This window comes from Anoxybacteroides rupiense (assembly GCF_014196195.1).
GTDB lineage: Bacteria > Bacillota > Bacilli > Bacillales > Anoxybacillaceae > Anoxybacteroides > Anoxybacteroides rupiense.
Window position 1 is genome coordinate 359,878 of the sequence record NZ_JACIDF010000002.1, and the last position, 24,575, is coordinate 384,452.

At 42.9% G+C, this 24,575-nt stretch carries 27 protein-coding genes; 6 read left to right on the plus strand and 21 right to left on the minus strand.

Annotated features, from left to right (window positions below):
* The first annotated feature begins 20 nt into the window (after positions 1 to 20).
* Complete coding sequence (locus tag GGQ95_RS05380; RefSeq protein WP_183186463.1) at positions 21 to 1,811, plus strand: IS1182 family transposase; 1,791 nt, start codon at positions 21 to 23, stop codon at positions 1,809 to 1,811.
* A gap of 105 nt (positions 1,812 to 1,916) precedes the next feature.
* Here the strand turns inward: GGQ95_RS05380 and GGQ95_RS05385 are convergent, their stop codons facing one another.
* The 9 genes from GGQ95_RS05385 to comGA form a co-directional block, all read right to left on the minus strand.
* Positions 1,917 to 2,096, minus strand: coding sequence for a YqzE family protein (locus GGQ95_RS05385; RefSeq protein WP_044744503.1), 180 nt, complete (start codon positions 2,094 to 2,096; stop codon positions 1,917 to 1,919).
* A 24-nt stretch (positions 2,097 to 2,120) separates the two neighbouring features.
* Positions 2,121 to 2,636, minus strand: coding sequence for a shikimate kinase (locus GGQ95_RS05390; RefSeq protein ID WP_044744504.1), 516 nt, complete (start codon positions 2,634 to 2,636; stop codon positions 2,121 to 2,123).
* 462 nt (positions 2,637 to 3,098) lie between these two features.
* Positions 3,099 to 3,485, minus strand: a complete 387-nt coding sequence (comGG, locus tag GGQ95_RS05395) for a competence type IV pilus minor pilin ComGG (RefSeq protein ID WP_080862315.1) — start codon at positions 3,483 to 3,485, stop codon at positions 3,099 to 3,101.
* Complete coding sequence (gene comGF, locus GGQ95_RS05400) at positions 3,482 to 3,940, minus strand: competence type IV pilus minor pilin ComGF (RefSeq protein ID WP_231734572.1); 459 nt, start codon at positions 3,938 to 3,940, stop codon at positions 3,482 to 3,484. Before comGF ends, comGG begins: the two co-directional genes overlap by 4 nt.
* On the minus strand, positions 3,891 to 4,244 hold the full coding sequence (comGE, locus tag GGQ95_RS05405; RefSeq protein WP_066145820.1) for a competence type IV pilus minor pilin ComGE: 354 nt from the start codon (positions 4,242 to 4,244) through the stop codon (positions 3,891 to 3,893). Before comGE ends, comGF begins: the two co-directional genes overlap by 50 nt.
* Positions 4,228 to 4,674 (minus strand): competence type IV pilus minor pilin ComGD, encoded by a 447-nt coding sequence (gene comGD / locus GGQ95_RS05410; protein ID WP_183186464.1) that lies wholly within the window; start codon positions 4,672 to 4,674, stop codon positions 4,228 to 4,230. The genes comGE and comGD overlap by 17 nt, the downstream gene beginning before the upstream one ends.
* Positions 4,658 to 4,954, minus strand: a complete 297-nt coding sequence (gene comGC, locus GGQ95_RS05415) for a competence type IV pilus major pilin ComGC (RefSeq protein WP_080862312.1) — start codon at positions 4,952 to 4,954, stop codon at positions 4,658 to 4,660. The genes comGD and comGC overlap by 17 nt, the downstream gene beginning before the upstream one ends.
* 17 nt (positions 4,955 to 4,971) lie before the next feature.
* Entirely contained in the window at positions 4,972 to 6,000 is a 1,029-nt protein-coding gene (gene comGB / locus GGQ95_RS05420) for a competence type IV pilus assembly protein ComGB (RefSeq protein ID WP_066145828.1), read from the minus strand.
* Positions 5,993 to 7,057, minus strand: a complete 1,065-nt coding sequence (comGA, locus tag GGQ95_RS05425) for a competence type IV pilus ATPase ComGA (protein WP_044744511.1) — start codon at positions 7,055 to 7,057, stop codon at positions 5,993 to 5,995. The genes comGB and comGA overlap by 8 nt, the downstream gene beginning before the upstream one ends.
* A 241-nt stretch (positions 7,058 to 7,298) precedes the next feature.
* Between comGA and GGQ95_RS05430 the strand changes: the two genes are divergently transcribed.
* Both GGQ95_RS05430 and GGQ95_RS05435 read left to right on the plus strand, forming a co-directional pair.
* Positions 7,299 to 8,006 (plus strand): helix-turn-helix transcriptional regulator, encoded by a 708-nt coding sequence (locus tag GGQ95_RS05430; protein ID WP_066145834.1) that lies wholly within the window; start codon positions 7,299 to 7,301, stop codon positions 8,004 to 8,006.
* Between the two features lie 138 nt (positions 8,007 to 8,144).
* Positions 8,145 to 8,387, plus strand: coding sequence for a DUF2626 domain-containing protein (locus tag GGQ95_RS05435; RefSeq protein WP_044744513.1), 243 nt, complete (start codon positions 8,145 to 8,147; stop codon positions 8,385 to 8,387).
* A 233-nt stretch (positions 8,388 to 8,620) separates the two neighbouring features.
* Here GGQ95_RS05435 and GGQ95_RS05440 read toward each other — a convergent pair whose 3' ends face one another.
* Together GGQ95_RS05440 and GGQ95_RS05445 are read right to left on the minus strand one after the other, a co-directional pair.
* Positions 8,621 to 9,748, minus strand: a complete 1,128-nt coding sequence (locus tag GGQ95_RS05440) for a class I SAM-dependent methyltransferase (protein ID WP_159720137.1) — start codon at positions 9,746 to 9,748, stop codon at positions 8,621 to 8,623.
* Between the two features lie 158 nt (positions 9,749 to 9,906).
* On the minus strand, positions 9,907 to 10,539 hold the full coding sequence (locus tag GGQ95_RS05445) for an MBL fold metallo-hydrolase (RefSeq protein WP_066146540.1): 633 nt from the start codon (positions 10,537 to 10,539) through the stop codon (positions 9,907 to 9,909).
* Positions 10,540 to 10,625: 86 nt separating this feature from the next.
* On the opposite strand from GGQ95_RS05445, the gene GGQ95_RS05450 reads away from it, so the two are divergent.
* Complete coding sequence (locus GGQ95_RS05450; protein WP_066145840.1) at positions 10,626 to 11,048, plus strand: hypothetical protein; 423 nt, start codon at positions 10,626 to 10,628, stop codon at positions 11,046 to 11,048.
* Positions 11,049 to 11,111: 63 nt separating this feature from the next.
* On the plus strand, positions 11,112 to 11,288 hold the full coding sequence (locus GGQ95_RS05455; protein ID WP_044744516.1) for a DUF2759 domain-containing protein: 177 nt from the start codon (positions 11,112 to 11,114) through the stop codon (positions 11,286 to 11,288).
* A gap of 63 nt (positions 11,289 to 11,351) precedes the next feature.
* On the opposite strand, the gene GGQ95_RS05460 is transcribed toward GGQ95_RS05455, so the two are convergent.
* The 7 genes from GGQ95_RS05460 to GGQ95_RS05490 all read right to left on the minus strand — a co-directional run bounded on the left by GGQ95_RS05460 (position 11,352) and on the right by GGQ95_RS05490 (position 20,784).
* On the minus strand, positions 11,352 to 11,708 hold the full coding sequence (locus GGQ95_RS05460; RefSeq protein ID WP_044744517.1) for an MTH1187 family thiamine-binding protein: 357 nt from the start codon (positions 11,706 to 11,708) through the stop codon (positions 11,352 to 11,354).
* 66 nt (positions 11,709 to 11,774) lie between these two features.
* Positions 11,775 to 12,941, minus strand: coding sequence for a M14 family metallopeptidase (locus tag GGQ95_RS05465; protein WP_066145843.1), 1,167 nt, complete (start codon positions 12,939 to 12,941; stop codon positions 11,775 to 11,777).
* A 322-nt stretch (positions 12,942 to 13,263) separates the two neighbouring features.
* Positions 13,264 to 15,126, minus strand: a complete 1,863-nt coding sequence (locus GGQ95_RS05470) for an LTA synthase family protein (protein WP_066145846.1) — start codon at positions 15,124 to 15,126, stop codon at positions 13,264 to 13,266.
* Positions 15,127 to 16,126: 1,000 nt separating this feature from the next.
* Entirely contained in the window at positions 16,127 to 17,578 is a 1,452-nt protein-coding gene (gene hpaB / locus GGQ95_RS05475; RefSeq protein ID WP_183186465.1) for a 4-hydroxyphenylacetate 3-monooxygenase, oxygenase component, read from the minus strand.
* Positions 17,579 to 17,811: 233 nt separating this feature from the next.
* Positions 17,812 to 18,768 (minus strand): ROK family glucokinase, encoded by a 957-nt coding sequence (locus GGQ95_RS05480; protein WP_066145852.1) that lies wholly within the window; start codon positions 18,766 to 18,768, stop codon positions 17,812 to 17,814.
* Positions 18,769 to 18,775: 7 nt separating this feature from the next.
* Positions 18,776 to 18,988, minus strand: a complete 213-nt coding sequence (locus GGQ95_RS05485; protein ID WP_044744522.1) for a YqgQ family protein — start codon at positions 18,986 to 18,988, stop codon at positions 18,776 to 18,778.
* Between the two features lie 338 nt (positions 18,989 to 19,326).
* Positions 19,327 to 20,784 (minus strand): spore germination protein, encoded by a 1,458-nt coding sequence (locus GGQ95_RS05490; protein ID WP_066146543.1) that lies wholly within the window; start codon positions 20,782 to 20,784, stop codon positions 19,327 to 19,329.
* 128 nt (positions 20,785 to 20,912) lie between these two features.
* Between GGQ95_RS05490 and GGQ95_RS05495 the strand changes: the two genes are divergently transcribed.
* A complete protein-coding gene (locus tag GGQ95_RS05495; protein ID WP_066145854.1) occupies positions 20,913 to 21,788 on the plus strand; it encodes a hypothetical protein in 876 nt (291 codons plus the stop codon).
* A 3-nt stretch (positions 21,789 to 21,791) separates the two neighbouring features.
* Here the strand turns inward: GGQ95_RS05495 and GGQ95_RS05500 are convergent, their stop codons facing one another.
* From GGQ95_RS05500 to GGQ95_RS05510, 3 genes are all read right to left on the minus strand, one after another.
* Positions 21,792 to 22,940 (minus strand): rhomboid family intramembrane serine protease, encoded by a 1,149-nt coding sequence (locus GGQ95_RS05500; protein WP_066145857.1) that lies wholly within the window; start codon positions 22,938 to 22,940, stop codon positions 21,792 to 21,794.
* A gap of 76 nt (positions 22,941 to 23,016) precedes the next feature.
* Positions 23,017 to 23,193 (minus strand): protein YqgO, encoded by a 177-nt coding sequence (yqgO, locus tag GGQ95_RS05505; RefSeq protein WP_172798667.1) that lies wholly within the window; start codon positions 23,191 to 23,193, stop codon positions 23,017 to 23,019.
* A 372-nt stretch (positions 23,194 to 23,565) separates the two neighbouring features.
* On the minus strand, positions 23,566 to 24,531 hold the full coding sequence (locus GGQ95_RS05510; RefSeq protein ID WP_044744525.1) for an L-lactate dehydrogenase: 966 nt from the start codon (positions 24,529 to 24,531) through the stop codon (positions 23,566 to 23,568).
* Positions 24,532 to 24,575 lie beyond the last annotated feature (44 nt).

Sequence of the window (24,575 nt, forward strand, 5' to 3'; positions counted from 1 at the left end):
TTACAGAAAGGACGATTTTTATGAGTAATCGAACGACTACTCCTCCAGATTATATCATACAACCTTCCCTTTTTCCAGATGAAATAAAGGAGCAGGCTGCTGCAAGTAAACGTGAGCTTGCGCCTACTTTCAAACCTTACGACAACAAGCAGACTCAAATGATTTTGGATCTCGAAATGTTTATCCCTCCCCATCATGTCGCCCGCGTGATTGATGAAATGATCGAAGCGATTCCCGATTCGCAACTGTTCGCGCATTACACCGGAGGCGGTCGCAGTTCCTACCATCCCAAAATGATGCTCAAGGTCATTTTGTATAGCTATTCCCAAAAGGTCTATTCCTGTCGTGGCATGGAGAAGCTGCTGCGTGAAAATCTCCCGGCCATGTGGCTGGCCGCCATGCAACAGCCGGATTTCCGTACCCTCAACGACTTTCGCGGCGTACGCATGAAAGCCCTGATGGATGAGCTGTTTGAAACGATGATTCAACGGCTCCTTGCAGAAAACTATATCACGATGGACAACTATTTTCTCGATGGCACCAAGATCGAAGCCGATGCCAACAAGTATTCATTTGTGTGGAAAAAATCTACGCTGCGCTTCGAGGAAAAGCTCCGGGAGAAGGTACAGGCGACCTTGGCGCACATTCATGCGCTCACGGCTCAGGAAGCCGGAGAAGATCTGTCCCCAGCAGCAGAGGAACTGCCTGCCAAGCTGGAAGAAACAGCGGCGGTACTGGAAGAAAAAGTGGACGCTCTTACCGAACAAATGGCGCAAACGGATGACGTGGAAACCCGAAAAGCCTTGCGAAAAGAGCGCAGCCGCTTGAAACAACCGCTTAAACAAATTCGAGCAGACTTTCTGCCCCGACTGGCCAAGTATGAGCAGCAGAAAGCTCTTTTTGGCGATCGCAACAGCTACTCGAAAACAGACCCGGATGCGACGTTTATGCGAATGAAGGAAGACCACATGAAAAATGGTCAGCTCAAGCCTGGTTACAATGTGCAAATGGCCACCGAAAACCAGTTCATTTTGTTTTACAGTATCCATCAACGCCCGACCGATACGCGCTGCTTCATTCCACATATGGAGCAACTGGCAGCGTCTAGCTTGCCGGTGCCGAAAACCGTCATTGCCGATGCGGGCTATGGCAGTGAAGAAAACTACCTGTATGCGTTAGGGGAAGAAAGAAAGCCGCGATTTGATTTCCTGATTCCGTATAGCAGTTACATGAAAGAGAAGACGAGACGCTACCAAAAAGACATCCGGCATGCCTCTAACTGGGAATACGAGGAGAGGGATGATCGTTTCATCTGCCCGAATGGTCGTTATGTACGATTTAAGAAATATCAAACGAAGAAAAACGCATCGGGATTAGAGCAAAGTTTTAAAATCTACGAATGTGAGGACTGCAGCCACTGCCCGTTGAAACCAAACTGCACGAGGGCAAGGGGCAACCGCCAGGTACACTGGAACACGATATGGGAAGAACTGAAAATAAAAGCCAAACGAGCCCTTGAGGATGACGAGAAATCCGCGATTTACGCCCGGCGCAAAGTCGAGGTAGAAAGCGTGTTCGGTCACATCAAGGGCAATCGCGCGTTCCGCAGATTTTCTTTGCGGGGCCTCGACAAGGTACATGTCGAGTTTGGGATTGTGGCGTTAGCCCACAACATACTGAAAGTAGCAGGTATCCGCCAGCTACTTTCGAAGAAAAATCGAAAAAATACAAAAGCAAGTGGAGAAAAACGGCTCGTTTTTCTCCACTTGTTTCATTTTAGAGACTTATCAGACAGCCCCCTTAGGCTGTGAACAAACGGTTTCATATCATGGCAAATATTAAGATGGTAAGTTACATCTATATGATACTTCTTTCGTCTACCATATGAGTCACTTCGCAATCGAGCATTTTTCTCGCTATGATTTTCTTCGCCAAAGAAGTTTAAGGGAAAGAGGAATCATTCCAAATAAGCGATATAAAATCGGCTCCTTTCCTTGCTTTCGCTCTTCCCGTCTTTTTTTCCGTTCTTCCTTTGGCTGATCCATGTAGCGCACCAGTTGTTGAGTAACAAATCGAACATAGTCATTGGCAGACATTCTCACACCGCCTTTTTTTGGCTATTAGTATTTCCATGGCGGATCGTTTTTAATCATTTTCGTGATTTCATCCACAATTTGTTCAATGCTTTGTCCCGTCGTATCAATGATCCAATCCGCTTCTTGATAATACGGCAAACGCTGCTGCCACAGCTCTTCTAAACCTTGACGGTGGTGCTGGGAAAGAAGCGGGCGCGTATCATCATGCTCCAACCTTTTCAAGAGCTCGGCAAACTCACAATGCAAATAAATTACCGTTCCTGTCCGCTTCATCCAATCACGATTTTCCTTTTGAATGACAATGCCGCCCCCTGTTGTCACAATGATCTTATCAAGAGGCAAGGCGCGCAAAAACTCCCTTTCATATTGCCGAAATGCCGCCTCCCCTTCTTCCGCAAAAATGCGCTTAATCGTTTTTCCGATCTGCTCTTCAATGTATTCGTCTGTATCGATCATCGAAAGGCCTAATCGCTTAGCTAAGCATTGGCCGATCGTGGTTTTTCCAGCTCCCATAAAACCGGTCAAATAAATTCGTTGCATCGTTCGTCTCCTTTTCTTTCGCTTTTTCTCAAACATACCACATCATCGCTGAATGGTGAACTCCCCTCTTGTTCGTTTGCTACGCTAAATGCCGCTTGAACTAGAACGAATGGTCTTTGAAAAATCAATAGACGACAATGACGGATTCATATGGCCAAGATCCAAACTGCGCTCGCTTTCGATCGACGAATCAGTCTTTGAAGCGGTTCACAGTTGGATTGCCTGCCTCTGCAAAACCAATGGTCACTCGATATGACGCTCCGACGATAAAAAGCTAAATGCTGTTCATCGCGGCCATTTGTTGGGACATCCTATTTTTTAATGATGGTAGCTTGATACCCCGAAAGATCGATCATGAGGCTTCCCCCACCTTCCCTTCGTTTGGGGGTGGGAGACTTCTCGGTAGATGGTGTTAAAGTAGAAGGCTGCATGTGTTTAGCCGACATCACCAAATATGTCCTATCAAAAGCTTTCTTTCCAGTCAAGAAGCTCCAAATTGGGGAAAGAGACTGTAAATTCAGCCGTATAGCGAACCCCTTCATTGGAAAAAACAGAAACTTTTGCTTTAACTTGATCGTTGCTTAATTGCTGCCAGCTATATTCCGCTCTGCCATTAGGGTAAACAAACATTCCGTTGTTTGTCTGTTGAGTCGGCACATGGGATGCAATGCTCGCTTTGATGTCGGCAACAGCCATTTGCATTAATGAATCCGCCTCATACGATTGTTGCTCATCTTTAGCAAATTCCAGCTCCATTTCATATAAACACAGCACATGAAGCAGACAAAAGAGAAAGACACATGAAAACATGACGGTCATCGGAAAAATCATTCCTTTTTCATTTCTCACAGCCGCTTCACCTTTATTGGGAAAAATGTAGAAATAAACGCTGAATAACGTTTTCCGTCGTTCGCTATTACCACTACTTCCACACCATTTTCCTCCAATTTGTACTGAATGCTAGAAATAGATTGGAGGACAATTTCATTCCCTTGACCATTTACTCGCCGACGGATAAACGAGCCATATTGTTCCAAACAAACCTCTTCTCCTCCCCGCTTATACAGATACAGCTTTTCTCCATCGCTCGCAATCTGTCGAGACTCGCGCACCTCTTGCTTTAATTGCTGAAGAAGTACTTGCCATTCCAAACGATTAAACTGTGGCTGCTTCTCTGTCCGCAGCCAACGAATATCCAACAATATTGGAAAAAAGCTAACAATCAACAAAACAACAGATAGCACAATGAGCATCTCAATAATCGTAAAGCCGCGGCTTTGTCTCACTGTTTTTGTAATATCCACATCTTTCCGCCTTCCTTCCCATATAATCATGCCATTGAATGCAGATTTTCATCACTCCATTTTCGTTGTGACTTCGCAAAACCTTGTATTCTACTCCTTCAACCACAACGGCTTTTTCTATTACTGGCTCCTGATTTCCCATTTCTTTGTTCAGCAGCTGCTGGGCATGGCTCTTTAATGCTTGATTTTGCCGCTCCATCATCACTTGAGTAATAGCTGGTAGCAAGATAGCCGTAACAAACAATAAAAGAGACAGCGCTATAACGGTTTCTACTAAGGTAAATCCTTTACAGCTTTTGTGCATAAAATCTCCCTTTTCCAAGTAAAAATACAACTTTATAAACGGATGACCCCTTTTTAAAAAAGACGGTGCCTGATTTGTTTACATTTCCGTTCGGCAAAAAAGAAAGGGGGCTTTGCAAGGTTGCCAGCTCAATCATCCATGACGAAGGAAGTTGGCGTTCAATCAACGTCCTTCCGAATGTATAGCTTTCTGCAATCCGATATTTCCTTTGACCATTATAAAAGATGAGCATTACAGCTGTTTTATGAGTAAGTGCATATTGCTGTGCATACAACAAATCATCTGTCAGCTGCTCAATCACGTATTTCTCCTCACTAGCCTGCAAAAATTGATCCATATGCGGGATACAGACCGCTGTAAGAACGCCGATAACCGTTAAAACAACGAGCAGCTCGATTAGGGTAAACCCGCGTTTATTTCTCACCCTCATGCACTTCCCCGCTGCTATCGATATAAATGGTGCGGCCGTTAGGGCATTTATTCGATTTAATATAATTTCCATCAACAAGCTGTCGGATAGTTGGAAGTGTATCATGCTCCATCTGATAGGCCTTAACCTGTGCTTGCACGGTTTTAACAAATGCTTCGCATCCTTTATCGTTAATCATTTGGTTATGCTTGACGATATTGGGAATGGCAATAAGCAATAAAACTGAAATCACCATCAAAACGATAAGCATCTCGATCAATGTGAATCCTTTTTCTTGCATCATCGGTTCCTCCTTTTTCACTTATTCATCGCTTCAAACATCGGCAGCAAAATCGATAAATACATCAAAACGATGAGTAGCCCAATAAACGAAAAGAGGATCGGCTGAATCGTACGTGTCCATTTTTCAAGTTTCTCTTCCAGCTTTTCGAGCACTAGCCGGCTATAATGGAACAGCTCCATCGCCAGCTCGCCATTGGATTGACCGTGACGAATGACAAGCCCTAATTCCTTCTCGTAATAAGATCGGCTGCCAATCATCTCCTCTAATCGTTGTCCTTTAACCAGCTGTTCTTTCAACGCTGCGCCTTCGGCTCTCAAAAATGGAACATTTTCTTGCTTTTCAAATACTTGAAGCGCTTCATAGACAGATAAGCCGCTGTTTAATAAATGACTGAACTGCAAAGCAAATAGATGGGTGTGATATAACATGGAAAGATGACGAACAAAAGGGATGCGAAGATATATTTTGATTTGTTCGATCGGAGGCAGCTTTTTCAGCCAAAAATAGTAACCGGCTATCGCTGCGCCAATAAGAAATGAAAGAGCAGTGAAAACAGAGGGGAAAATCGAAAAAAGCTGAAGAATGATTTGGGAAAACGAAAAGCGATGAGAATCCAAAGAGGATGACAACTGCACAAATTGCGGAAGAAGCAATTGCTGAATAAAGGCAAGCATGATCGCAACCGCACAAAGAAGAAAAAGAGGATAGCGAGCTGCTTTGCGAATTCGTTGCCAATAGCGCGCCCTGCTGAGCAGTAATTTCCCTGCTTCCGCCAGTCCTTGAGCTAAATCTCCGTGCTGTTCAGCGAAAAAGATCGATCCTACCGCTTCCGAATGAAAAGAAAGAGCTTCTAGCACTTTATAAAAAGCGAAACCGGAGCGAAGAAGGGAAAGAGCGTGCTGCAAATCGCGACGGCGCAAAACGGGCTGCTGGATTTCTAAAAATTCTATCGCCTGAGATAAGGAGTAGCCTTTTTCAAGAAGCTGACCTAACCGCCATAAAAATTGTCCCTGCTCTTGAAGCGGCCATGTTTTTTTACGCATCTTCTATCATCTCTCTTTTGAAAACGGAAGGTGATAAAAAGCCGAGCGCCACTCCTTTTTTCATCATGTGCTGCAGCGTGCGATACCGATACTCCACCTCTTCGCCTCTTGCCGCTTGAATCGCTCTTGCCAGCGCCTCTCCATGCAAACATTCGTAAACGGCCGCTCGTCTGATCTTCCTTTGCCGGCGGCAAAAAGCCGAACACGCTTCTTTGCAAAATGGGCACATCAGTTCAACAAGGCGTTGGGCTGTCACAGCCAGCATCGTTTGTTCGATTTCCCGCCAAGAAACGCCAAACTCCAATAAGCGATAAATCGCACCGATAGCATTTTTTGTATGCATCGTCGATAAGATTAAATGTCCTGTCAAAGCGGCGCGTACCGCGATTTTCGCCGTTTCTTCATCGCGGATTTCGCCGACGATCACGACATCGGGATCATGGCGCAAAATCGCCTTTAGCCCTGTTGCATACGTGATCCCCGCCTTTTCATTGACCTGAACTTGCAACATATTTTCGATCCGTTTTTCCACAGGATCTTCCAAGGTAATGACATTGCGCGGCCACTTTTTCTGACATGCTGCTAACAGCGTATATAAAGTGGTCGTCTTTCCTGAACCGGTCGGTCCCGTAAAAATAAGCAAACCGTGGGAATGATGCAAAAGCGACAGCAATATTCGCGTTGTGCTTGGAAATAAAGCAAGATGTGAAAGAGGAAGAAGTGAGTTGTGAGGAAGGAGACGAATCACGAGGCTTTCATCATAAAGCGTCGGAAGCGTAGATAAGCGCAAGCTGACATGAACTCCGTTTTGAGTGATTTCCATGGCTCCGCTTTGCGGGCGACGCCGCTCTCCAATATCCATATCCGCCAAAAACTTAAAATAAACAAGCAGCCGCTCGTATAACCCCTTTTCCAGCATGCCCTTCACAACGAGCGCTCCATCCATGCGGAACTGGATGAGGGCATCATCTCGTCTTGGAACGATATGAATATCTGAGGCACCGATTTCGCTCGCCTCTTTTACGAGACGATCCGCTAATTGTTCAATTTCGTTCATCCATTCACCCCTTTTCTCTTAGATAGAATCAGCACCAAATTATAAATTCTCCATTTTTCTACAAATTCCTGCATCTTCATCTAAAAAATTTTTTCATCCTTTGATTGATGTGGAAGCAAAATCGTGAATAATTTATGAATTTTGCATCAATAAGACCATTAATTACTATAAATATCATTCCAATGGAAAATTAAATGTAATATAATAGAAATAGCATCCGATTGTGTAGGAGTGAATAACCATGGATCAAGTTTTAAAAATTACAAATGTATTAGCTGATCCAACCCGGTATCATATCTATGAATACATTACGAAAAAACACAAAGAAGTGTCCGTTCAGGAAATTGCAGAGGTGTTCAGCATCCATCCAAATGTGGCACGGCTTCATTTAACAAAGCTGGAAGATGTGAACATGCTTGTTTCGGAGACGCAAAAGACTGGAAAAGGAGGACGTCCAAGCCGGCTATACCGTTTGTCGGAGGATGTGATTCATCTGCATTTCCCGTTTCGCGATTATCAGCTTCTTGCCAAAATCGCGATTCAGACAATGATGTCATTAGGGGAACAGGGAAAACAGGCGCTATATGAAACAGGAAAAAACTTTGGAAAAGAGATGGTTCAGCAACGCTTTCCACATGATCGGCCAATCGCCCATTTATCATTTGCCGAAAAAGTTCAGCTTTTAAAAGAAGCGGCTGAAGCCGCTGGATTTTATCCTTCGTTTGATTATAACGAAACAACGCAGAAAATTTATTTTCAAATTTTTAACTGTCCATTTAAAGAGATCGCTTTGCATCATCCACAAACGGTCTGTGGCATGCATCATGCTTTTTTGCGCGGCATGTTTGAAGCGCTTTTTGATAACGTGGAGCTAATCGAACTTGATAATATGGCAAACGGATGCGATTCCTGCTCTTATCGCGCAGAATTCGCATCCGCTTGCGAATAAATGCGCTTGGAAGGCCATCGTTTCATCCGCTGCGGTCGGCCTTCTTTCCGAAAATTGAAAGCGCTGTTTACATAGCTATAATCTGTACATTATAATATGTAGAGGCAGCTATTAGGGCAAAAAGGAGGGATACATAAGATGGACCGCATGTTCCGTGTTTTATCGTTCTGGACTGGTATTTTTGCAGTAATGTTTTACCTTGGCCATATGCATACCACTTCCTTGATTTTCTTCGGCCAAACGCTGTTCTTCTTATTGTTAGGCTACTTAAAGCTGACAGAGCGGATGTACATCTATATTTTTGGTGCATACTTAACGATTTTCTTCGCGGCCTTTACGTATTGGACCACATTTATGCTTGTGCCCGGAGTAGGGGAATAACCTACAAAATGATAGACAAAGCCAACATTGGCTTTGTCTATCATCATTTTCACCCTCTTCATGGACAGTGATGGTTTCACATCAAACTGGTTTGAACATGCTTGGTAGACAAAAAACGCTGCCGAATGAAGACGCGAATCAAGCCAAAACGAACGAGGTCCTTGACAAAGGATGAAAGCGTTTGTCAATAGTCTGAAGCGATGGAATTCCATCGCTTTTTTGCGTGTCGGCACTTATAAAAAGCTGGGCTCCACCCAAATTTTCTCCCAATCCATTTGGAGATTTTTCTGCTGAATCATCACTTGGAAAAATGCGCTCATCCCTTCATCCATCATCAGCGAACGAATCGCTCGGTTGCGCTTGCTTTGTTCTGAAAACGGGTCGCTGCCATCATGCTCCTTTAATTGTGTTAATATTCCTGCCGCCAATAAGAAACGATCCTGCCTAATGGTTTGCACCCATTCCCATCCAGCGATATTTCCATACATTCGCAGGGCATCCCATTGGATATGGGCGGTTAGATCCATTTGTCCGGGATAAGCGAGAGGATCTCGGATAAGCCGATGTTGATAATACCCCCTCAAGCTTCCTTGATGACGGGCGGGGTTTGCCCATTCTTCATCGGTGTAGCCATAATCGACAGTAATCATCACACATTCCGCAAATACATGAGCATTTTCTAATAGAAAAGATTTCATAGCAAGCGGAACTTCCAATCGTTGCCCTTCTTTTAGAACAATATTTCGTTCCTGCAAATAAACGATAATCTGTTCATTTTGCAACATATGCGGCTCTTCTACCAGTTCATTCTCACGCAAAGCGACAAACAGCTCATATATCTGTCCCTTTTCTTTCTTTATCACATGCACAGGAAGCGCATCAAAAAATTCATTGCTAAACATAATTCCTGAAAACGGCGCATGCTTTTTACAAAAATCGTCAAAATGCCGGTACTGTATCACTTTTTCAGCGAATTCTCCTAGTATTTCTGCTTGCCTTGTTCGCTGGTATGGACTAATTTCAATAAGGATATAGGTTAATGATTGGTAAGTATGCGGTGATTGATTTTTCCATTCCTGCAAAACAGCACGAGCAAAAGCCCCATCTCCCCCGCCGAGTTCGCAAATACATGGAGGAATGCGCCCCGTTTCCACTAGTTTAATGAATAAAGACGCAAATAATGTGCTAAACACACTCGATACATGGCTGCTCGTATAAAAATCACCATGACGGCCAATTTTTATACGCTCGTTCATATAATAGCCATGCTGTTCGTCATATAAAGCTGCATTCATGTAATCGGCATATGACATTCGTTGATTTGGCGATGCCTTAAGCTTCTCCAACAAAAAATTACACATTTTATTTTCTCCTTTGGAGTTTTTCACTATTGACATAGTGAAAATATTATTATATTGTTATGATAGTAGCTTAACTATATCCCCTCCCATTATATGGATAGAACATCCCCCAAAGTCCCTTCTCAATTATTGAGAAGGGCTTTTTTTATGAAGCCCTTTTAAAAACCATGCAAAAATGGATTGGTGTCCATTTCCGTTCCAATGGTTGTTTCCGGTCCGTGTCCCGGTAATAACGCTGTTTCTTCCGGTAAAACAAGCAAGCGCTCATGAATGCTCCGCATAAGCTCTTCATAGTTTCCTCCTAGTAAATCCGTGCGCCCGATGCTTCCAGCAAATAATACATCTCCCGAAAACACCGCTTCTATCTCAGGACAATAGTAGGAAACACTGCCTGGTGAATGCCCTGGCGTTTCCAAAACCTCCAAGGCAAATGAGCCGATCGTCAACGTTGTTTCGTTTTGCAAACAATGTGGCTCATGTGCAACCTGCACCTTCTCACCGATAAAATAGGCAGATCCATTTAATGATGGGTTAGAGAGCCAAGCTTTTTCTTTCTCATGCAAATAAATCGGAAGCTTCCATCTGATTAGCAAGTCATTGATCGCTCCAATATGGTCAAAATGAGCATGTGTCAGCAAAATCGCCAACGGCTCCCATCCTTGCTGTTCAATCGAACGGATCAGCTTCTCCCCTTCGCTTCCGGGATCAAAAATGAGGCACGTTCCATCAGAGTGAGATAAAATATAGGCATTAGTTTCCAGTGGTCCAAGCGGAATGCGGTTCCATTTCATAAACATACTCCCTTCATTCTTTATATCCATCATTTTACTCTACCTCTTTATTTGTTACAATAAAAAGAAAAAGAAGAGGGAATCATATGATAAAGCGATATGCGCTTTCGCCGTTCGAACAAATAAACAGCACGATCCTTGATCAAGATGAGGAATGGGTCATTGTTTCACAGCTCCCTAACTTGATCTCCAGCTATGAAACGCTTTTTGAGCTGGAACAGCCGACTACCACTACATCGTTGTTTAGCGATTATGGCTTTCTCTCAGCAAATGGGCGCTTCTACCTGTTTGCATCTTTGGTCACTGCCTTTTCCATTGTGGATGGCGATCCTTTGGAAATCGACATGTTTCTGCTTCAGCTTGAAGAATACATGATTGCCCAAGAGTCAACAGGCACCATCATCTATTGGATCGATGGGCAATATGAGGAATTGCTGGTGAAAAACGCAGCGGTCTACCATGTTGTTATTCACATTTTCGACCTCGACAAAATGGGAAAAAACGATTAAAATGTAAAGTGATTCTTCATTTCTTTACATACAGTCTTACTTGCGAAAAGGGGGGTAAGTATAATGGGATTGGTCATCATTTTTGCACTTGTGACATTGTTAGCGCTTTACGGAATTGTACGTTCATTGCGTCAAAAGAATATACTTGCTTTATTATTTGGTTTAGGAACAGCGGCTGTATTCGGCTGGTTTACCATTATGACCGTCATTCATCACGGATTTCCAACGGGCACACATTAAAACAAGAACAGGTTGTAGACAAAGTCAAAATCGGCTTTGTCTACAACCATTTTTACGCGGTCTCTATTCAGGTGATATGTCCACACGAGACGGGCTTGAGTTTTTATTTTCGTTTAATTTTTCGCGGACACTTGTCACTTTTTCAGCCATGCTTCGTTTTTTATCGCGTCGGTCATCAATTCGTATATTGGTCGCTACCCGCTGAATTCCATTGGAAAATGGAACCTCATGGATCGCTTGAATGACTTCAAACAATACGGAAAGCTCCCCTTCAATGATCGTATTCATTGGCGTCAGCATAAAATCAATCTTTCCCTCTCGTTTATACACTTCCAACACTTTTTGAATTTCAGCTACATACTCACTTACGCTTGGTCCTTGCGTTCCGATTGGAATTACTGTTACATCAACAATGGCCATTTGTCTAGCTCCCTTTATCTCAGTTTCTTTTTCTACCTCAATTATAATCGGAGGAGCTTCGTTTCTTCAACTGATGGCCAATAAGGAAAGCAGCATTTTTAAAGCATGCTCTTTAATTTGTCCGAACTGTTCGAGCGGCAACGGATTGACTCCTTCACCCAACTCAACCGTATAGCCTGGACGTTTCCATTCTTGAATAAACCAATCACGATAACCGGCATGGCTATCAATATAACGGACTGCTTGATATCCGCTCGCTTTTGCTAATGCGTTTACAATCGGTTCCGCGTCTTCCGGTTCCCAGCCTTCATATCCCCAATAAATTTCTTTTCCTTGGGTATGAAACGCCACTATTATTTCAAAATCACGATTGTAGGCTAAATCTGCCATGGCTTTCGCCTCAGGCTCTGTCAGAGGGGAAAATCCCGGAAAGTCGCGAGGGGCAGGTGATTTCGGGATTTTTCTGGCTTGTTCTATTTCCCATTTAGCTGGAAACTGATTGTTTAAATCGACTCCGCGAATATTCGCTTTCCATTGCGAAAAATCTCGTTCTCCTTGATTGATCCGCAATACTTCGCTTCGATATGGTTCTTGATTTGGCGGTCCGTTCAACACTAAATCTACTCCATCTGGATTGACCATCGGCACAATTGACAATGTTACTTTTTTGTAATAATCCATTAGCGTATGTCCAAACAAGACATTTCCATTTGTCAATGCCAGTACATACTCATTAATAAATGACATAATGGCCGCCGTCGTGATCCATTCATTCGCATGAAAGGAGCCATTCAAATGAATTTTTTTCGGGCCGCATCCAATCGTCAACTCTATGATCGGCTGCCCTAATACACTTGTTCCAATTACTTTTTGTTTAATAAAGGGGTAATGTGTGCATAGGTCGTCAATATCTTGTTTCATACTAGCAAAATCATACGGTTTTTGTCCATTAACCAATGTCGCCTCAATCCGCCGGGGAATTCGTAATGGAAGACGGTCATCGTTCATTCGCTGCAGCACTTCTGTAGGCAGCGAAGCCGAGCAGGCGATTTGCTCCAGTGTTTCTGATGTTTGACTATGATACGCGACGACATCATATCCTGGAATTTGAATGATTTCACCATCATGCAATTCATTACTTACATGCGGATTTGCTTCCGCTATTAACTCGTGCGGAATAGCCAGCCATTGGCTATACATATGCAACGTATCGCCTTGTCGGGCACGAATCATCCGTTGTATCGCCTCCTTCATTTCTTTCCTTCTTTTCAACATATGATGGAGTGAAAAGAAAATGACCGATAAACAAGCGCAGGCCCCATTCCATCATGAATGGGGCCTGTAGCGCTTTCTGTCTAATGAGTTTTGACAGTTACCGTTCATTCACCATATTGATTACCACCCGAAGACAATAAGTGAAGCAATTAGATTGGGAGCCACGAATTTTTTCAACCGACAAACTACATTTAGATATAACATAACCAGTGTGTGGATCATCCAATCAACCCGATTGATACGCTAGATTCCTGACTTTTCTGCCGTAGTCGGCAAGCGACTACTCGTTTTCCGCTTTTTCATTATAAAAACGGAGTAAATCTCCATATATAATTTTATCGGAATAATCAAGTTCCTGCTTCACTTTTTCCGCATACGGCTCGCACTGTGAGTTATCTGTTTTCAATCCTGTCTTTTTATCATAACAAGTATTATCTTTATAAACATAATCTTTTGTAACAAAGCTTCCATCTCGCAATATCGCCAAATTTAGCTTGTCTTGAGCGAACAAATCCTGACCAAAATGAATATCATTTTTCGTGTCAATTCCTAATAAATGAAGCAAAGTTGGCTTCACATCGATTTGTCCCGCTACTTTCGAAATGACTTTTGGATGCTGATCGGTCACCCCTGGAATATGGATGATTAAAGGAACCCGCTGTAATTGAACATGGTCGACAGGAGTAATCTCCTCTTTTCCTAAATACTGCGCCATCGCTTCATTATGGTTTTCCGAAATGCCATAGTGATCGCCGTATAAAATAATGACAGAGTTTTCGTAGAGCCCTTCCTTCTTCAGCCATTCAACAAACATTTTCAGCGACTCATCCATATAACGAACCGTCGGGAAATAGCGATTGACAGTCCGATCATTCGACGTATACTCCGGCACCATTCGATCCTCTTCCTCTAATTCAAATGGAAAATGGTTAGTCAGCGTAATCAGCTTAACGTAAAACGGCTGCGGCAATGTTTTTAAATGCGCAACGGATTGCTCAAAGAAATGCTGATCCTTTAATCCCCAACCTACCGAATTTTCTTCTGTCACATGAAAATCATCCAAGGAAAAATATCGGTCATAACCAAGCGAATGGTACATTACGTCGCGATTCCAAAAACTTTTATTATTAGCATGAAATACGGCGGTATAATAGCCCTTGTTTTTTAGAATTTCCGGAGTGGCATGGTATTCATTGGTCGCATGAGTAAAGAAAACCGCGCCGCGTCCAAGCGGATACAAGGAGTTTTCAATTAAAAACTCCGCATCAGATGTCTTCCCTTGTCCTGTTTGATGATAGAAATGATCAAAATAGTAGCTTTCCTTGATAAAATCATTTAAAAACGGAGTAATCTCTTGTCCATTGACCTGGTTATTGATCACAAAGCTCTGCAACGATTCCATTGACACAATAATCACGTTGCGGTCTTTAGCGATGCCAAACAATTGCTGATCTGGTTCCTTTTCATTCGCGCGAATATAGTTTTCAATTTCAGCGAGCTCGTTGCCATTCGCTAACACTCTTTGCGCTTTTGTCTTCGATTGCAAAACGGCATCATAAATTAAATAGTTGTACATGCCGATATTTTTGACCAGCATTTTTCTGTCAAACGTTCTCGTTAATAGCTCCGGTCTTTGTCCTTCTGCAAGATCGAGATTCACTAAAACAAGCGCGGTCAATATTAAAAAGTAAGCAGAGCGTTCTGTTTTTGTCACGCGCTCAAATGCCACAAACGACGATTTTTTCCAAACCAACCATGCAAATAGAGCAACATCGACAAACATCAATAAATCAGCAAAGTGGAACAACTCAAACACGCTATTCCCTAAATCCCCTAAATTACTCGTTTGAAACAGTACGGGAAGCGTAATAAAATCGTTAAAAAATCGATAGAACATTACATTAATATACAACAAAACGGTGACTAAAAAGCTAATGGCAACAATGTAGCGGTTGCGCCATTTTTCTTTCATAAATAAAGCAAATCCGAAAACAAGCAATAAAAAGCTTAATGGATTAATAAATAAGATAAACTCTTGAAGCGATGACTCAATTTCAATATCAAAGCTAGTTTTATAGACAATATATGTCTTCAGCCATAACCAAACTATGGCGATCAGCAAAAAGCGATGCTTTCTGATCATTTTGTTCCATCCTTTCTTCTACCAGAAACAAACCATAAAATGGATATTATTCCTATTTTCCACCATATATCTTAATATTCTTTTGACAAAAAGGCAACTTATTTTTGTTATATGGCCGATACATAAACTTTTTGCAACAACTTCCTATAGATGTAACTCGACACGTTCATTTTTGTATAAATAGAGGGTAAAAACTGTTTGTTGACAGTCGAACGATCAAGCAATGCTGCTTCACAGAACCATCCATGGGCCTGAAAGCGATAGGGCTCAGAACCTTCCGGACATATTTTTTCAGTTTGATATAGAGAGCTAGTCATTCAACCCTTCCAGAGTCGCGACAAAACTTTTCATGCTAGCAGTCTATTAGCCATTTGACTCGCAAGCCACATTTCTATGTAAAAGGGCCTTTCTGAAGGTACTGCATGCATCATGGATATACGTTTGTCACCAAGAAAAAGTTTCACTTGGATTTGTTCAATCATCATAATAGGGAGATGCGTCCATCTTTGTTCCAAAGTGAGCAGGGGATGATCTGATTTTAACAGGGAGCCGATCGTCGAGAAAATAGGGATTCTTCTTCTGGGGATTACCCTAACGCTTGAACATAGAAGCTTCTCTGCTCCACAACGAAAATGGTCCTCAACGTTCCTTTGGGTGATTTGATCGCTTGGTATCCGGCAATTCGAGTGCTTTCGTACTTAGGATATTTTGTGCATGAAAAAATGCTTGGTTTTCGCACGCTTTTTCTCCAGACACCCCATATATCCGGCGAACAAAGAACATGAGCGATCGAATATAGCAAAAATCGGGGTGATCGCCCACCGAAATTTATCTCTCCTTACCATTTTTACACGCTTAAAAAGGGAGACTTCTTTCCTAAGTGGGGATTAGGAACAATAGAAGCTCCCTCTGCCTTTATGAACCAATCGTCCGTTTTATCAATAAGGTCTAACCTTATGTTTCGTTTTGTAAGATGGCAGGTTGGAGAGTTCCATTCGCTTTATCCGTTAGCATTCGTACTTTCTAAAAACTGCTGCACCATTTGAACACATTTCGTTTTATCATACCCGTTGTAAAAACTGACGGAAAACTTCGCAGGATCACCGAAAAAAAAGCGTTCATAAAGCGTTTGTCTTGTTCCAAACGCGCTCATGGTCATATCCCATGCCAAGCGAAACAATTGTACCCGATCTTCAGCCTCCAGCGTCGCTGCCTGTAAATAGCGATCTAAATCTGAACGAATAGGAGAAGCAAAATCCTTTTCTGTCGGCAAACAAACGAGGCCGCTGGCGCCAAGCAATTGAACAATTTCTGCAAAACGCGGATACATTCGCGGATATAAAAAGGCTGACGCAGATAACGGTTCTAGGGCAGGAATCATCGTACCGCGGCGATCTGGTTTCGCCTCCCTTTCTGATGCCAGCAACAATGCCTTTAACGCTTCTAATGCAGCAGCAATTTCACTTGCTTTTTCTTTGACATGCTGATATTCCGCAATTTGAATTGATTCAATCAGCAAATGCACGACCCCAAGAAAATATTCCGTCTTGACTACTCTCCTGGAAAGTACCTGATGCAAAAGCATCGCCGATAAATGGCTCTCTGTATACAGTTCTTTAGCCAGCCATGCATTTTTATATAAAAATACACGGTCCCACGGTACAAGCACATGATCAAAAACAACAAGCGCATCCACTTCATCAAATCGCGAACTTAGCGGATAATTAAACGCCGACGAGCCGCCTGCAAACGATGGGCGACAAATAAACTTTAATCCTGGCGTGTTTGTCGGAAGAGAAAATGCGTAAATATACTCATCACCAATATAATTGCCGCCAGCAGGCAAAACGAGGAGCTCATCCGTGATTCCTCCCTGAGTAGCCAAAAGACGCGCTCCTTTTAAGACAATGCCATCGGCTGTTTCATCGACGACCTTAGCCGCCACAATCTCCTCATTATCTTCTATATAACCAAGAGAACGGTTTTTCTGAGGATTAATAAACGTATGTGTAAAAGACCAATCATGTTTCATTGCTTGCTCATATAAATGACGTACATGCTCGCCATACTCAGGTCGTTGCTCTGCAAACATATCGGCAGCAGCAGCTAAGGCCATGACAGCTGTATTCATGTAGTCAGGTGATCTTCCCATCATGCCGGCACTGATTTTCGCCCACTCCTGAAACATGAGACGTCTTTTTTCCAAATCCTCTTTTGTCGTCGGACGCAAAAAAGAAGCACCTACTAATTCGCCGTTTGGAGCCCGGAACGTAAGAATGTGTTGCTTATCTGGATGATGCTGAGCATCATACAATTTCGCTTGACTGCGCATAATTCCCGAGAAAGCTGGATGCTCAGATCGTTTCCCCGTGACGGGGGTACCATCGATCCAAACATCCGCCTGCTGATTGTCAATCCTTTCAATATACTCGCTTCCTCTAATAATCCCCATGGTTCTTCCTCCTTCTGGCCGCTGCCCCAAAATATTTACGAGTATTGTATGCTCAGAAGGATGTACGAGTGATTTCACCATGAACCATCATTCTATTTTTATGGAGAGATCGCTCATTTTACTACATGTCAGCCGTTCTTTCCCTTCGTCTCTTTAAAATGACGAATAAACTTGGCCATGCGGTTCATATAAGAAAAAGGCTGATTGCATGAAACAATCAGTCTTTTATGCTGCTATAATAAAAACGCTTGTTTGGCCAGCCAAGCACCGCCAATCACTCCAGCATCATTGCCGAGCGTTGCCGTAACAATAGAAGCTCCCTCTGCTACACGAGGAAAAGCAAAACGTCTAAAATAATGGCCGGTATGCTGAACTAATATGTCACCAGCTTTGGATACACCGCCGCCAATGACAATTTTTTCCGGATTCAAGGCATTGGCAACATGAGCGAGAGCCAGTCCCAGATGAAAGGTGACAAAGTCAACGATTTCAAGCGCCAATCGGTCATTGGCTTTAGCTGCGTCAAATACATCTTTGGCCGTTACATGTTCTGCTTGCCGCAATATACTATCAGCTTCGCTATTGGTCAGCTTTTCTTTTGCGATACGCACAATTCCTGTTGCCGAAGCGATCGTTTCTAAGCAGCCCGTTTTTCCGCAATTACAAGCAGCTCCTCCGTCCGGGATGGAGGTAATATGGCCAATTTCACCACCTGCACCATTCGTTCCGCGCACGATTTGACCATTGGCAATCACACCGCCGCCAACTCCTGTCCCAAGCGTGACACAAACTAAATTTTTTGCGCCATTCCCTGCTCCTTTCCACATCTCGCCAATGGCTGCCATATTAGCATCGTTATCCACAACAACAGGAAGCGATGTTTCCGCCTCAAGCAGGTTTTTCAAAGGGTAGTTTTTCCAGCCAATATTGACTGTCTCATAAACGACTCCTGTGTCTCCTTTGATAGGACCAGGCGCCCCCATGCCGATCCCTAGTAGCTTCTCTCTTCCTTGACCGTGCTTTTCCAACCTTTGATCAATTGCTTTAGCAATATCAGTAACAATATGTTTTCCGTGATCAGTATGATTTGTATCGATTTCCCATTTATCAATCATTTCCCCATATATATTGATAAACGCCATTTTAATTGTTGTGCCACCTAAATCAACACCTGCTAACCATTTTTCCATGTTCTATTCATCCCTTTTTCATTCGTTTTTCTCGTTCCATTTGTGCCTCATGCCTCACGATCAACAGCGCCATTTGGTATTCCTGCACATCAATCAGCTGCGATTGATATAGCTCCTTTAGCTCCTCCTCCATTAACTCTAAATCAGCTACCCGATCGCCTACATAAATAATCGTTCCAAACTTTTTTAAAAGCTGCTGAACATCATAAACCGTTTTCATCTTTTCACCCGCGCTATATGTTATATATCGTTTTTGTACATATTATAAATTTATAAACAAACGGAGCAAGCCGTCAAGAAAGGAAACGATCCCTACTATAAAAAACATAAAAGAAGGCTTCAGATTGTAGAAAAAGTCACTTTTGGCTTTGCCGGTCATTATTTAAATTAATTATGATTTTTCTATATCAGATTCGCTTGAAAATGCTTGGTTAACAAGAAACATAGACGAGGGAAGATGCAAATCGAACAAAATGTAGGAGACGAGCGAAACCAGTAATGCAGAATGAAAGCGTTTATCAACAGTTAAAGGCTTATCTTACGAAAAGATAAGCCTTTTTATCGATCGGGATCACGCGGATGCAGCACGGTCGGTCTTCGATTTTTTAACGGAATAGGAGAGCGGATCAACACGTCGCGCATCGCCCGGTAGGAAAACGGAATAAAGGGCCATAAATAAGGAATCGTAAAGGATTTCATGCGCGCTAGCATCATAACCCACAACGTAATTCCAACGATATAACCGTAAACGCCAAATAAAGAGGTAGCAATGAGTAAGCCAATGCGCACAAGGCGGTTCGCCAATCCCAGCTCATAGCTTGGTGTCGCAAATGTACCAATCGCTGCAATAGAAAAATAAAGAACGACTTCATTGGAAAAAATGCCGACCTCTACAGCAATTCCCCCAATCATCAGAGCCGCCACAAGTCCCAGTGCCGTCGCTAAGGAGGAAGGCGTATGAATCGCCGCCATTCTTAGCATATCAATACCGAGTTCAATCACAATGAGCTGGGCAAATAACGGAAGATCTCCTGTACTTGCTTTCCCAATAAAGGAAAGGGCACTAGGCAGCTGATCAGAATTAGTCATCGCCCAATACCATAGCGGCAGCAGAAAAAGCGAGGCCCAAACAGCTAAAAAGCGGACCAAGCGCAAATAGGCGCCAACAATGGGTTTATTGCGATACTCCTCCGCATGCTGTAAATGGTGCCAAAATGTCGCTGGCATAATCAAGACACTGGGTGAGCCGTCAACCATGACCAAGACATGACCTTCATATAAATGAACGGCCGCCGTATCTGGCCGTTCCGTGTACCGGACAACCGGATAAGGATTCCAATGTCGTCCAGAAATAAATTCTTCAAGTGTTTTTTCTCCCATTGGCAGCCCATCTGTATCAATTTTGGAAATCGATTCCTTCACACTACGAACAATTTCCGGATTTGCGATATCCTCAATATAACAGACACAAATGTCGGTTTTGGATCGCCTCCCTACTTGCATATATTCCATACGCAGCGTTCGGTCGCGCACTCTCCTTCTCGTCAACGCCGTATTAAAAACAATGGTTTCGACAAAGCCGTCACGTGCGCCGCGGACCACCCGTTCCATATCCGGCTCTTGCGGTCCGCGAACCGGATACGTGCGAGCATCAATCAAAATAGCATAAGCGATCCCATCGATCATTAATGCCGTAGGACCTGAAAGCACTCCATCGACAATTCGATTTAAATCATCCGTCTTTTCTAATTCAACATAAGGCAAATATGTTTTTAACAATTTCTCGATCGGACTTTCCTGAAGCGCTTGTTGATCAAGGGTTGCTAAAAACTTCATGATATAGTGCAAGATATCATCTTTGACAAATCCATCAATCATAAAAAAAGCCATGCTGCGTCCTGCATATTCTACATCTAAATGAATAACATCAAAACTTTTGCCAACACCTAGACGCTCACGCAAATAAGCAACATTTTCAGACAATGATGTGGAAATAGCCCGCTTTGTTCGTTCCATCGTTTTTTCACCTGCACGATCTCTCATTTATCCTCCAGCATTGACAGCCGCGCGAGAATTCATACATATTTTCCAAATTCTCTGCATATACATTGGTGAAAACTTGTCCATATTATTGGAGGAAAAATATGAAGCGAGCACTTTTTTGGATGATCCCTCTATTTGTCACACTATTGATAAGCCTTTATCTTTTTCCGTTTTCTTTTGAGAATCCATCACAAGAGGCCATCACTTTTTTTCCTATTGACCAAGAGGCTAGCTTTCAGCAAACCGCAACCGTTTTACATGCTCGGTCGCCAAAATCGCACCATTCATATTCCCTTTCTTGGACGGTCTCTTCTTCTTTAAACGAAAAAGTGTATTTGCGGCAAGATATTTCTTTGCTGTTTGCAGATGGACGTTTAATGGGGACTTTGTCTAAATGGAGAGAGGCTGATCAATCACTGCGGCAAGAACGGTCCTTTCAGTCGACCGATAGTCATTTTTTCCAAGCGATTTCTTTTCACTATGGAGAGATTCATCGCGGAGACACCATTACGAGCAGTCAAAAAATGAGTGGCGATCAATTATATGTCATTGCTTCTCCATACTCTCCATTTACTTCTTTCCGTCACGCCAAAACAGCAAATGAAAAAGAATGGCAGCGAGTATTAAATAAAGCCTCCTCACAGCTTCTTGAATATACAGCTAAAGCAATGATTGAAGAAATAGGGGTTAATGAACGACGCTACTATCACTTGTATTTGCCAGAGCTGCTTTCCTATAACGAGCAGCCGTTTCCTGATCTTTCGCAAGCAAAAACCCAAGCCATTATCGGCAATCTATGGGAAGGATTGTACAAAAACTATTTTTTAGGAATCAAACAAAAGGACGGATCGATTATTTCGCCAATTGGAAGCACCGTTCCGCTTCTTTTAATAAGTAAAGACTACTCCCATTTAATTGTTTTGACGAAAACGAAAAATGGGGAAACTGTGCAATTGCGCCAGCATATTTCCCCATAATCTTTATCCTTTAAATCCCATATATAAACTAAAAGAAAGCAATGACAATGTCACGAGAAACGAAAGCAATTGCTTGCTCCATGAACGATGGCGCGGCAAGTGAACGATATTGGCTGCCAGAAAACCACCAATCAAACCACCGATATGTCCGGCGTTATCAATCCCGGGAATCAACAGTCCCAACCCTAGATTAAGCACGATTAATCCTATAATATTAGCCCCCATTGTTTGAAAGAAAAGATGGCGGTATACCGTACCAAAATAAAGAAGGGCGCCAAATAAGCCGAAAATCGCTCCAGACGCTCCTGCGGAGATGGAAGAGGTGAATAAAAAACTGCCGACTGTTCCGAAGAAGCCTGCCAACAAGTAAATAAACAAAAAGCGCCAAGAGCCATATAAACGTTCGACCACGATTCCTAAATAATATAGCGCCATTGTATTCATTAATAAATGAAGAAAACCAATATGTAAAAAAACCGGTGTAATCAGCCGCCACCATTCCCCCGATTGAATCAGAGGGTTAAACTTTGCTCCATATTGAATCAGCACAGCAGAATTCGTGCTGCCTCCTTTCCATTCAAGAAAAAGAAACATCAATACTTGGATCGCGATTAATGCATAGACGATCCGTGGCTTGCCGTGCTCCATCAGGCGCTTCTCTTTTTCTTGCCTTTCTTTTTCTAGGCGGAAGACATGCCTTTGGATAGACTGGATCGCAAACTGGGGGGCCATGTCGTGTTCGATCGCGGGCAGCGAAACGGGAACATGGATGATTTGGCTTATGTCCTGCAACGCTTGCATCTGGTTGGCTGAATGAACCAATATCGTATGTAAGCTCGAATGCTCAGTGGGTTCCTTCACGATCCATTCCCAATCATCAACCGGCGGATAAGCGGAAATATAGATATTCAAGATTGGAAGCGAACGGCGTAAATGCCGTTTTTGCAGCTGTTCAGCTATCTGGCGCGTATATTCAAGATCACGTTGGAGCCAGCTGCTCCAATCGATATCATACCGCACAAGCCGAATAAGCGGAGCGCCTTTATGCTCGAAAGACTCTAACCATATTTCATGAGGCGCATTCGATAATTTGATAATTCGATAGCGGTTTTTCACCAAAAAGTATACGAGCTGCCAATAAAACAGATCCACGTTTCCCTCTCCCTTTCATATCGTTAAAAACCACGTGCTATGACGAAAAGCTTATTTTTTAGCCATTGTACCATAATTAATGAAAAACTTGCGAAACAACTGCTTTGCGAACAAATGGAATGCTCATTCCTGCACGCACAAGCAGTGTCTGCAAGGGACGAATGCTCAATACTCCATTCAGCAACCGATAACGATAGCGATACAGGAAAATCGCAGCGATTACAGCCGTAATGGCATATATCGTTTTATTCACTTTTTTCGCCTCCCATTCATGATTTCTCTATTCTTTTTCCCCAAAATCGATAAATTATAAAACGCATCCTTTATGCTTTATGAAGGATGCGTCAGACTATGGATAAACGCTTTCATTCTGTGACACTGGCCCCGTTCGTCCACTCACACTCATAAGCGTCTTTTGTTCGATTTGCGTCTTCATTCGACTACGCTCATTTTCTGCCAAGCGTTGTCCAGCCAGTCTGCAAGTAGAAATGTCACCATGAACGGATGTTGCATAAACCTCCCTCACCTACTCTCCATTAAGAGATAGGAGACTTCTCGGTGGACGATGTTAAAATAGTTGTAGACAATGTCCAAATGGACATTGTCTACAACTAACACAGCTTTCTTATGAAGGATGCGCTTTATTTCCGAAAAAAGGGTTAAGAACATTTTTTAATACCGTGGCTGAATGGGAGAATTTCGCTTTTTCCGTTTCTGACAGCTTTAACTCTACAATTTCACGGATGCCGCCGCGATTGACGATGGCTGGAACGCCGATATAAATATCCGCATGGCCATACTCACCGTTTAAATAAGCAGATACCGTCAGCACAGAATTTTCATTTTGTAAAATCGCCTTTGTTAAACGGGCAAGACCCATGGCAATTCCATAATAGGTTGCCCCTTTGCGCTCGATAATATGGTAGGCGGCATCGCGAACGTTCGCAAAGATTGTTTCTAAGTCCTCTTGCTTATACTGCTTGCGCTCACGAATAAACTCTGTTACAGCTTTTCCGCCGATATCTGCATGACTCCACACTGGAAGTTCGGTATCGCCATGCTCACCAATAATATAAGCATGAACATTTCTGGCATCCACTTGAAAATATTGTCCGAGCAAATAACGGAAACGGGCTGTATCTAAAATCGTTCCTGAGCCAATCACCCGTTCATGCGGAAGCCCTGAAAACTTCCATGTCGCATAGGTAAGAACGTCGACAGGATTTGTGGCAACAAGAAATATTCCGTTAAATCCACTTTTCATGACTTCTGAAACGATGGATTCAAAAATTTTCATATTTTTATGAACTAAATCTAAACGAGTTTCTCCCGGCTTTTGGTTGGCTCCAGCCGTGATGACAACAAGGTCGGCGTTTTCGCAATCACGATAATCACCAAACCATATTTTCGTTGGTGAAGGAGAAAACGGAAGACCGTGGTTTAAGTCCATTGCATCCCCTTCCGCTTTTTCTTGATTAACATCAATTAACACAAGCTCTTCCGTAACGCCTTGATTGAGCAAAGCAAATGCGTAACTTGAGCCAACAAAACCTGTTCCAATTAGAACAACCCTTTTTCCTAAATGTGCCATCTTCGCTTCTCCACCTTTCACCATTCATAACAAGAGAGCTTTCT

What these genes read in the sequence shown, in the direction of transcription:
- GGQ95_RS05380 (WP_183186463.1), top strand. Translation starts at nt 21, where the DNA reads ATGAGTAATCGAACGACTACTCCTCCAGATTATATCATACAACCTTCC.
- GGQ95_RS05385 (WP_044744503.1), bottom strand. Translation starts at nt 2,096, where the DNA reads ATGTCTGCCAATGACTATGTTCGATTTGTTACTCAACAACTGGTGCGC.
- GGQ95_RS05390 (WP_044744504.1), bottom strand. Translation starts at nt 2,636, where the DNA reads ATGCAACGAATTTATTTGACCGGTTTTATGGGAGCTGGAAAAACCACG.
- comGE (WP_066145820.1), bottom strand. Translation starts at nt 4,244, where the DNA reads ATGCACAAAAGCTGTAAAGGATTTACCTTAGTAGAAACCGTTATAGCG.
- comGD (WP_183186464.1), bottom strand. Translation starts at nt 4,674, where the DNA reads ATGAGGGTGAGAAATAAACGCGGGTTTACCCTAATCGAGCTGCTCGTT.
- comGC (WP_080862312.1), bottom strand. Translation starts at nt 4,954, where the DNA reads ATGCAAGAAAAAGGATTCACATTGATCGAGATGCTTATCGTTTTGATG.
- comGB (WP_066145828.1), bottom strand. Translation starts at nt 6,000, where the DNA reads ATGCGTAAAAAAACATGGCCGCTTCAAGAGCAGGGACAATTTTTATGG.
- comGA (WP_044744511.1), bottom strand. Translation starts at nt 7,057, where the DNA reads ATGAACGAAATTGAACAATTAGCGGATCGTCTCGTAAAAGAGGCGAGC.
- GGQ95_RS05430 (WP_066145834.1), top strand. Translation starts at nt 7,299, where the DNA reads ATGGATCAAGTTTTAAAAATTACAAATGTATTAGCTGATCCAACCCGG.
- GGQ95_RS05435 (WP_044744513.1), top strand. Translation starts at nt 8,145, where the DNA reads ATGGACCGCATGTTCCGTGTTTTATCGTTCTGGACTGGTATTTTTGCA.
- GGQ95_RS05440 (WP_159720137.1), bottom strand. Translation starts at nt 9,748, where the DNA reads ATGTGTAATTTTTTGTTGGAGAAGCTTAAGGCATCGCCAAATCAACGA.
- GGQ95_RS05445 (WP_066146540.1), bottom strand. Translation starts at nt 10,539, where the DNA reads ATGAAATGGAACCGCATTCCGCTTGGACCACTGGAAACTAATGCCTAT.
- GGQ95_RS05450 (WP_066145840.1), top strand. Translation starts at nt 10,626, where the DNA reads ATGATAAAGCGATATGCGCTTTCGCCGTTCGAACAAATAAACAGCACG.
- GGQ95_RS05455 (WP_044744516.1), top strand. Translation starts at nt 11,112, where the DNA reads ATGGGATTGGTCATCATTTTTGCACTTGTGACATTGTTAGCGCTTTAC.
- GGQ95_RS05460 (WP_044744517.1), bottom strand. Translation starts at nt 11,708, where the DNA reads ATGGCCATTGTTGATGTAACAGTAATTCCAATCGGAACGCAAGGACCA.
- GGQ95_RS05465 (WP_066145843.1), bottom strand. Translation starts at nt 12,941, where the DNA reads ATGATTCGTGCCCGACAAGGCGATACGTTGCATATGTATAGCCAATGG.
- GGQ95_RS05470 (WP_066145846.1), bottom strand. Translation starts at nt 15,126, where the DNA reads ATGATCAGAAAGCATCGCTTTTTGCTGATCGCCATAGTTTGGTTATGG.
- hpaB (WP_183186465.1), bottom strand. Translation starts at nt 17,578, where the DNA reads ATGGGGATTATTAGAGGAAGCGAGTATATTGAAAGGATTGACAATCAG.
- GGQ95_RS05480 (WP_066145852.1), bottom strand. Translation starts at nt 18,768, where the DNA reads ATGGAAAAATGGTTAGCAGGTGTTGATTTAGGTGGCACAACAATTAAA.
- GGQ95_RS05485 (WP_044744522.1), bottom strand. Translation starts at nt 18,988, where the DNA reads ATGAAAACGGTTTATGATGTTCAGCAGCTTTTAAAAAAGTTTGGAACG.
- GGQ95_RS05490 (WP_066146543.1), bottom strand. Translation starts at nt 20,784, where the DNA reads ATGGAACGAACAAAGCGGGCTATTTCCACATCATTGTCTGAAAATGTT.
- GGQ95_RS05495 (WP_066145854.1), top strand. Translation starts at nt 20,913, where the DNA reads ATGAAGCGAGCACTTTTTTGGATGATCCCTCTATTTGTCACACTATTG.
- GGQ95_RS05510 (WP_044744525.1), bottom strand. Translation starts at nt 24,531, where the DNA reads ATGGCACATTTAGGAAAAAGGGTTGTTCTAATTGGAACAGGTTTTGTT.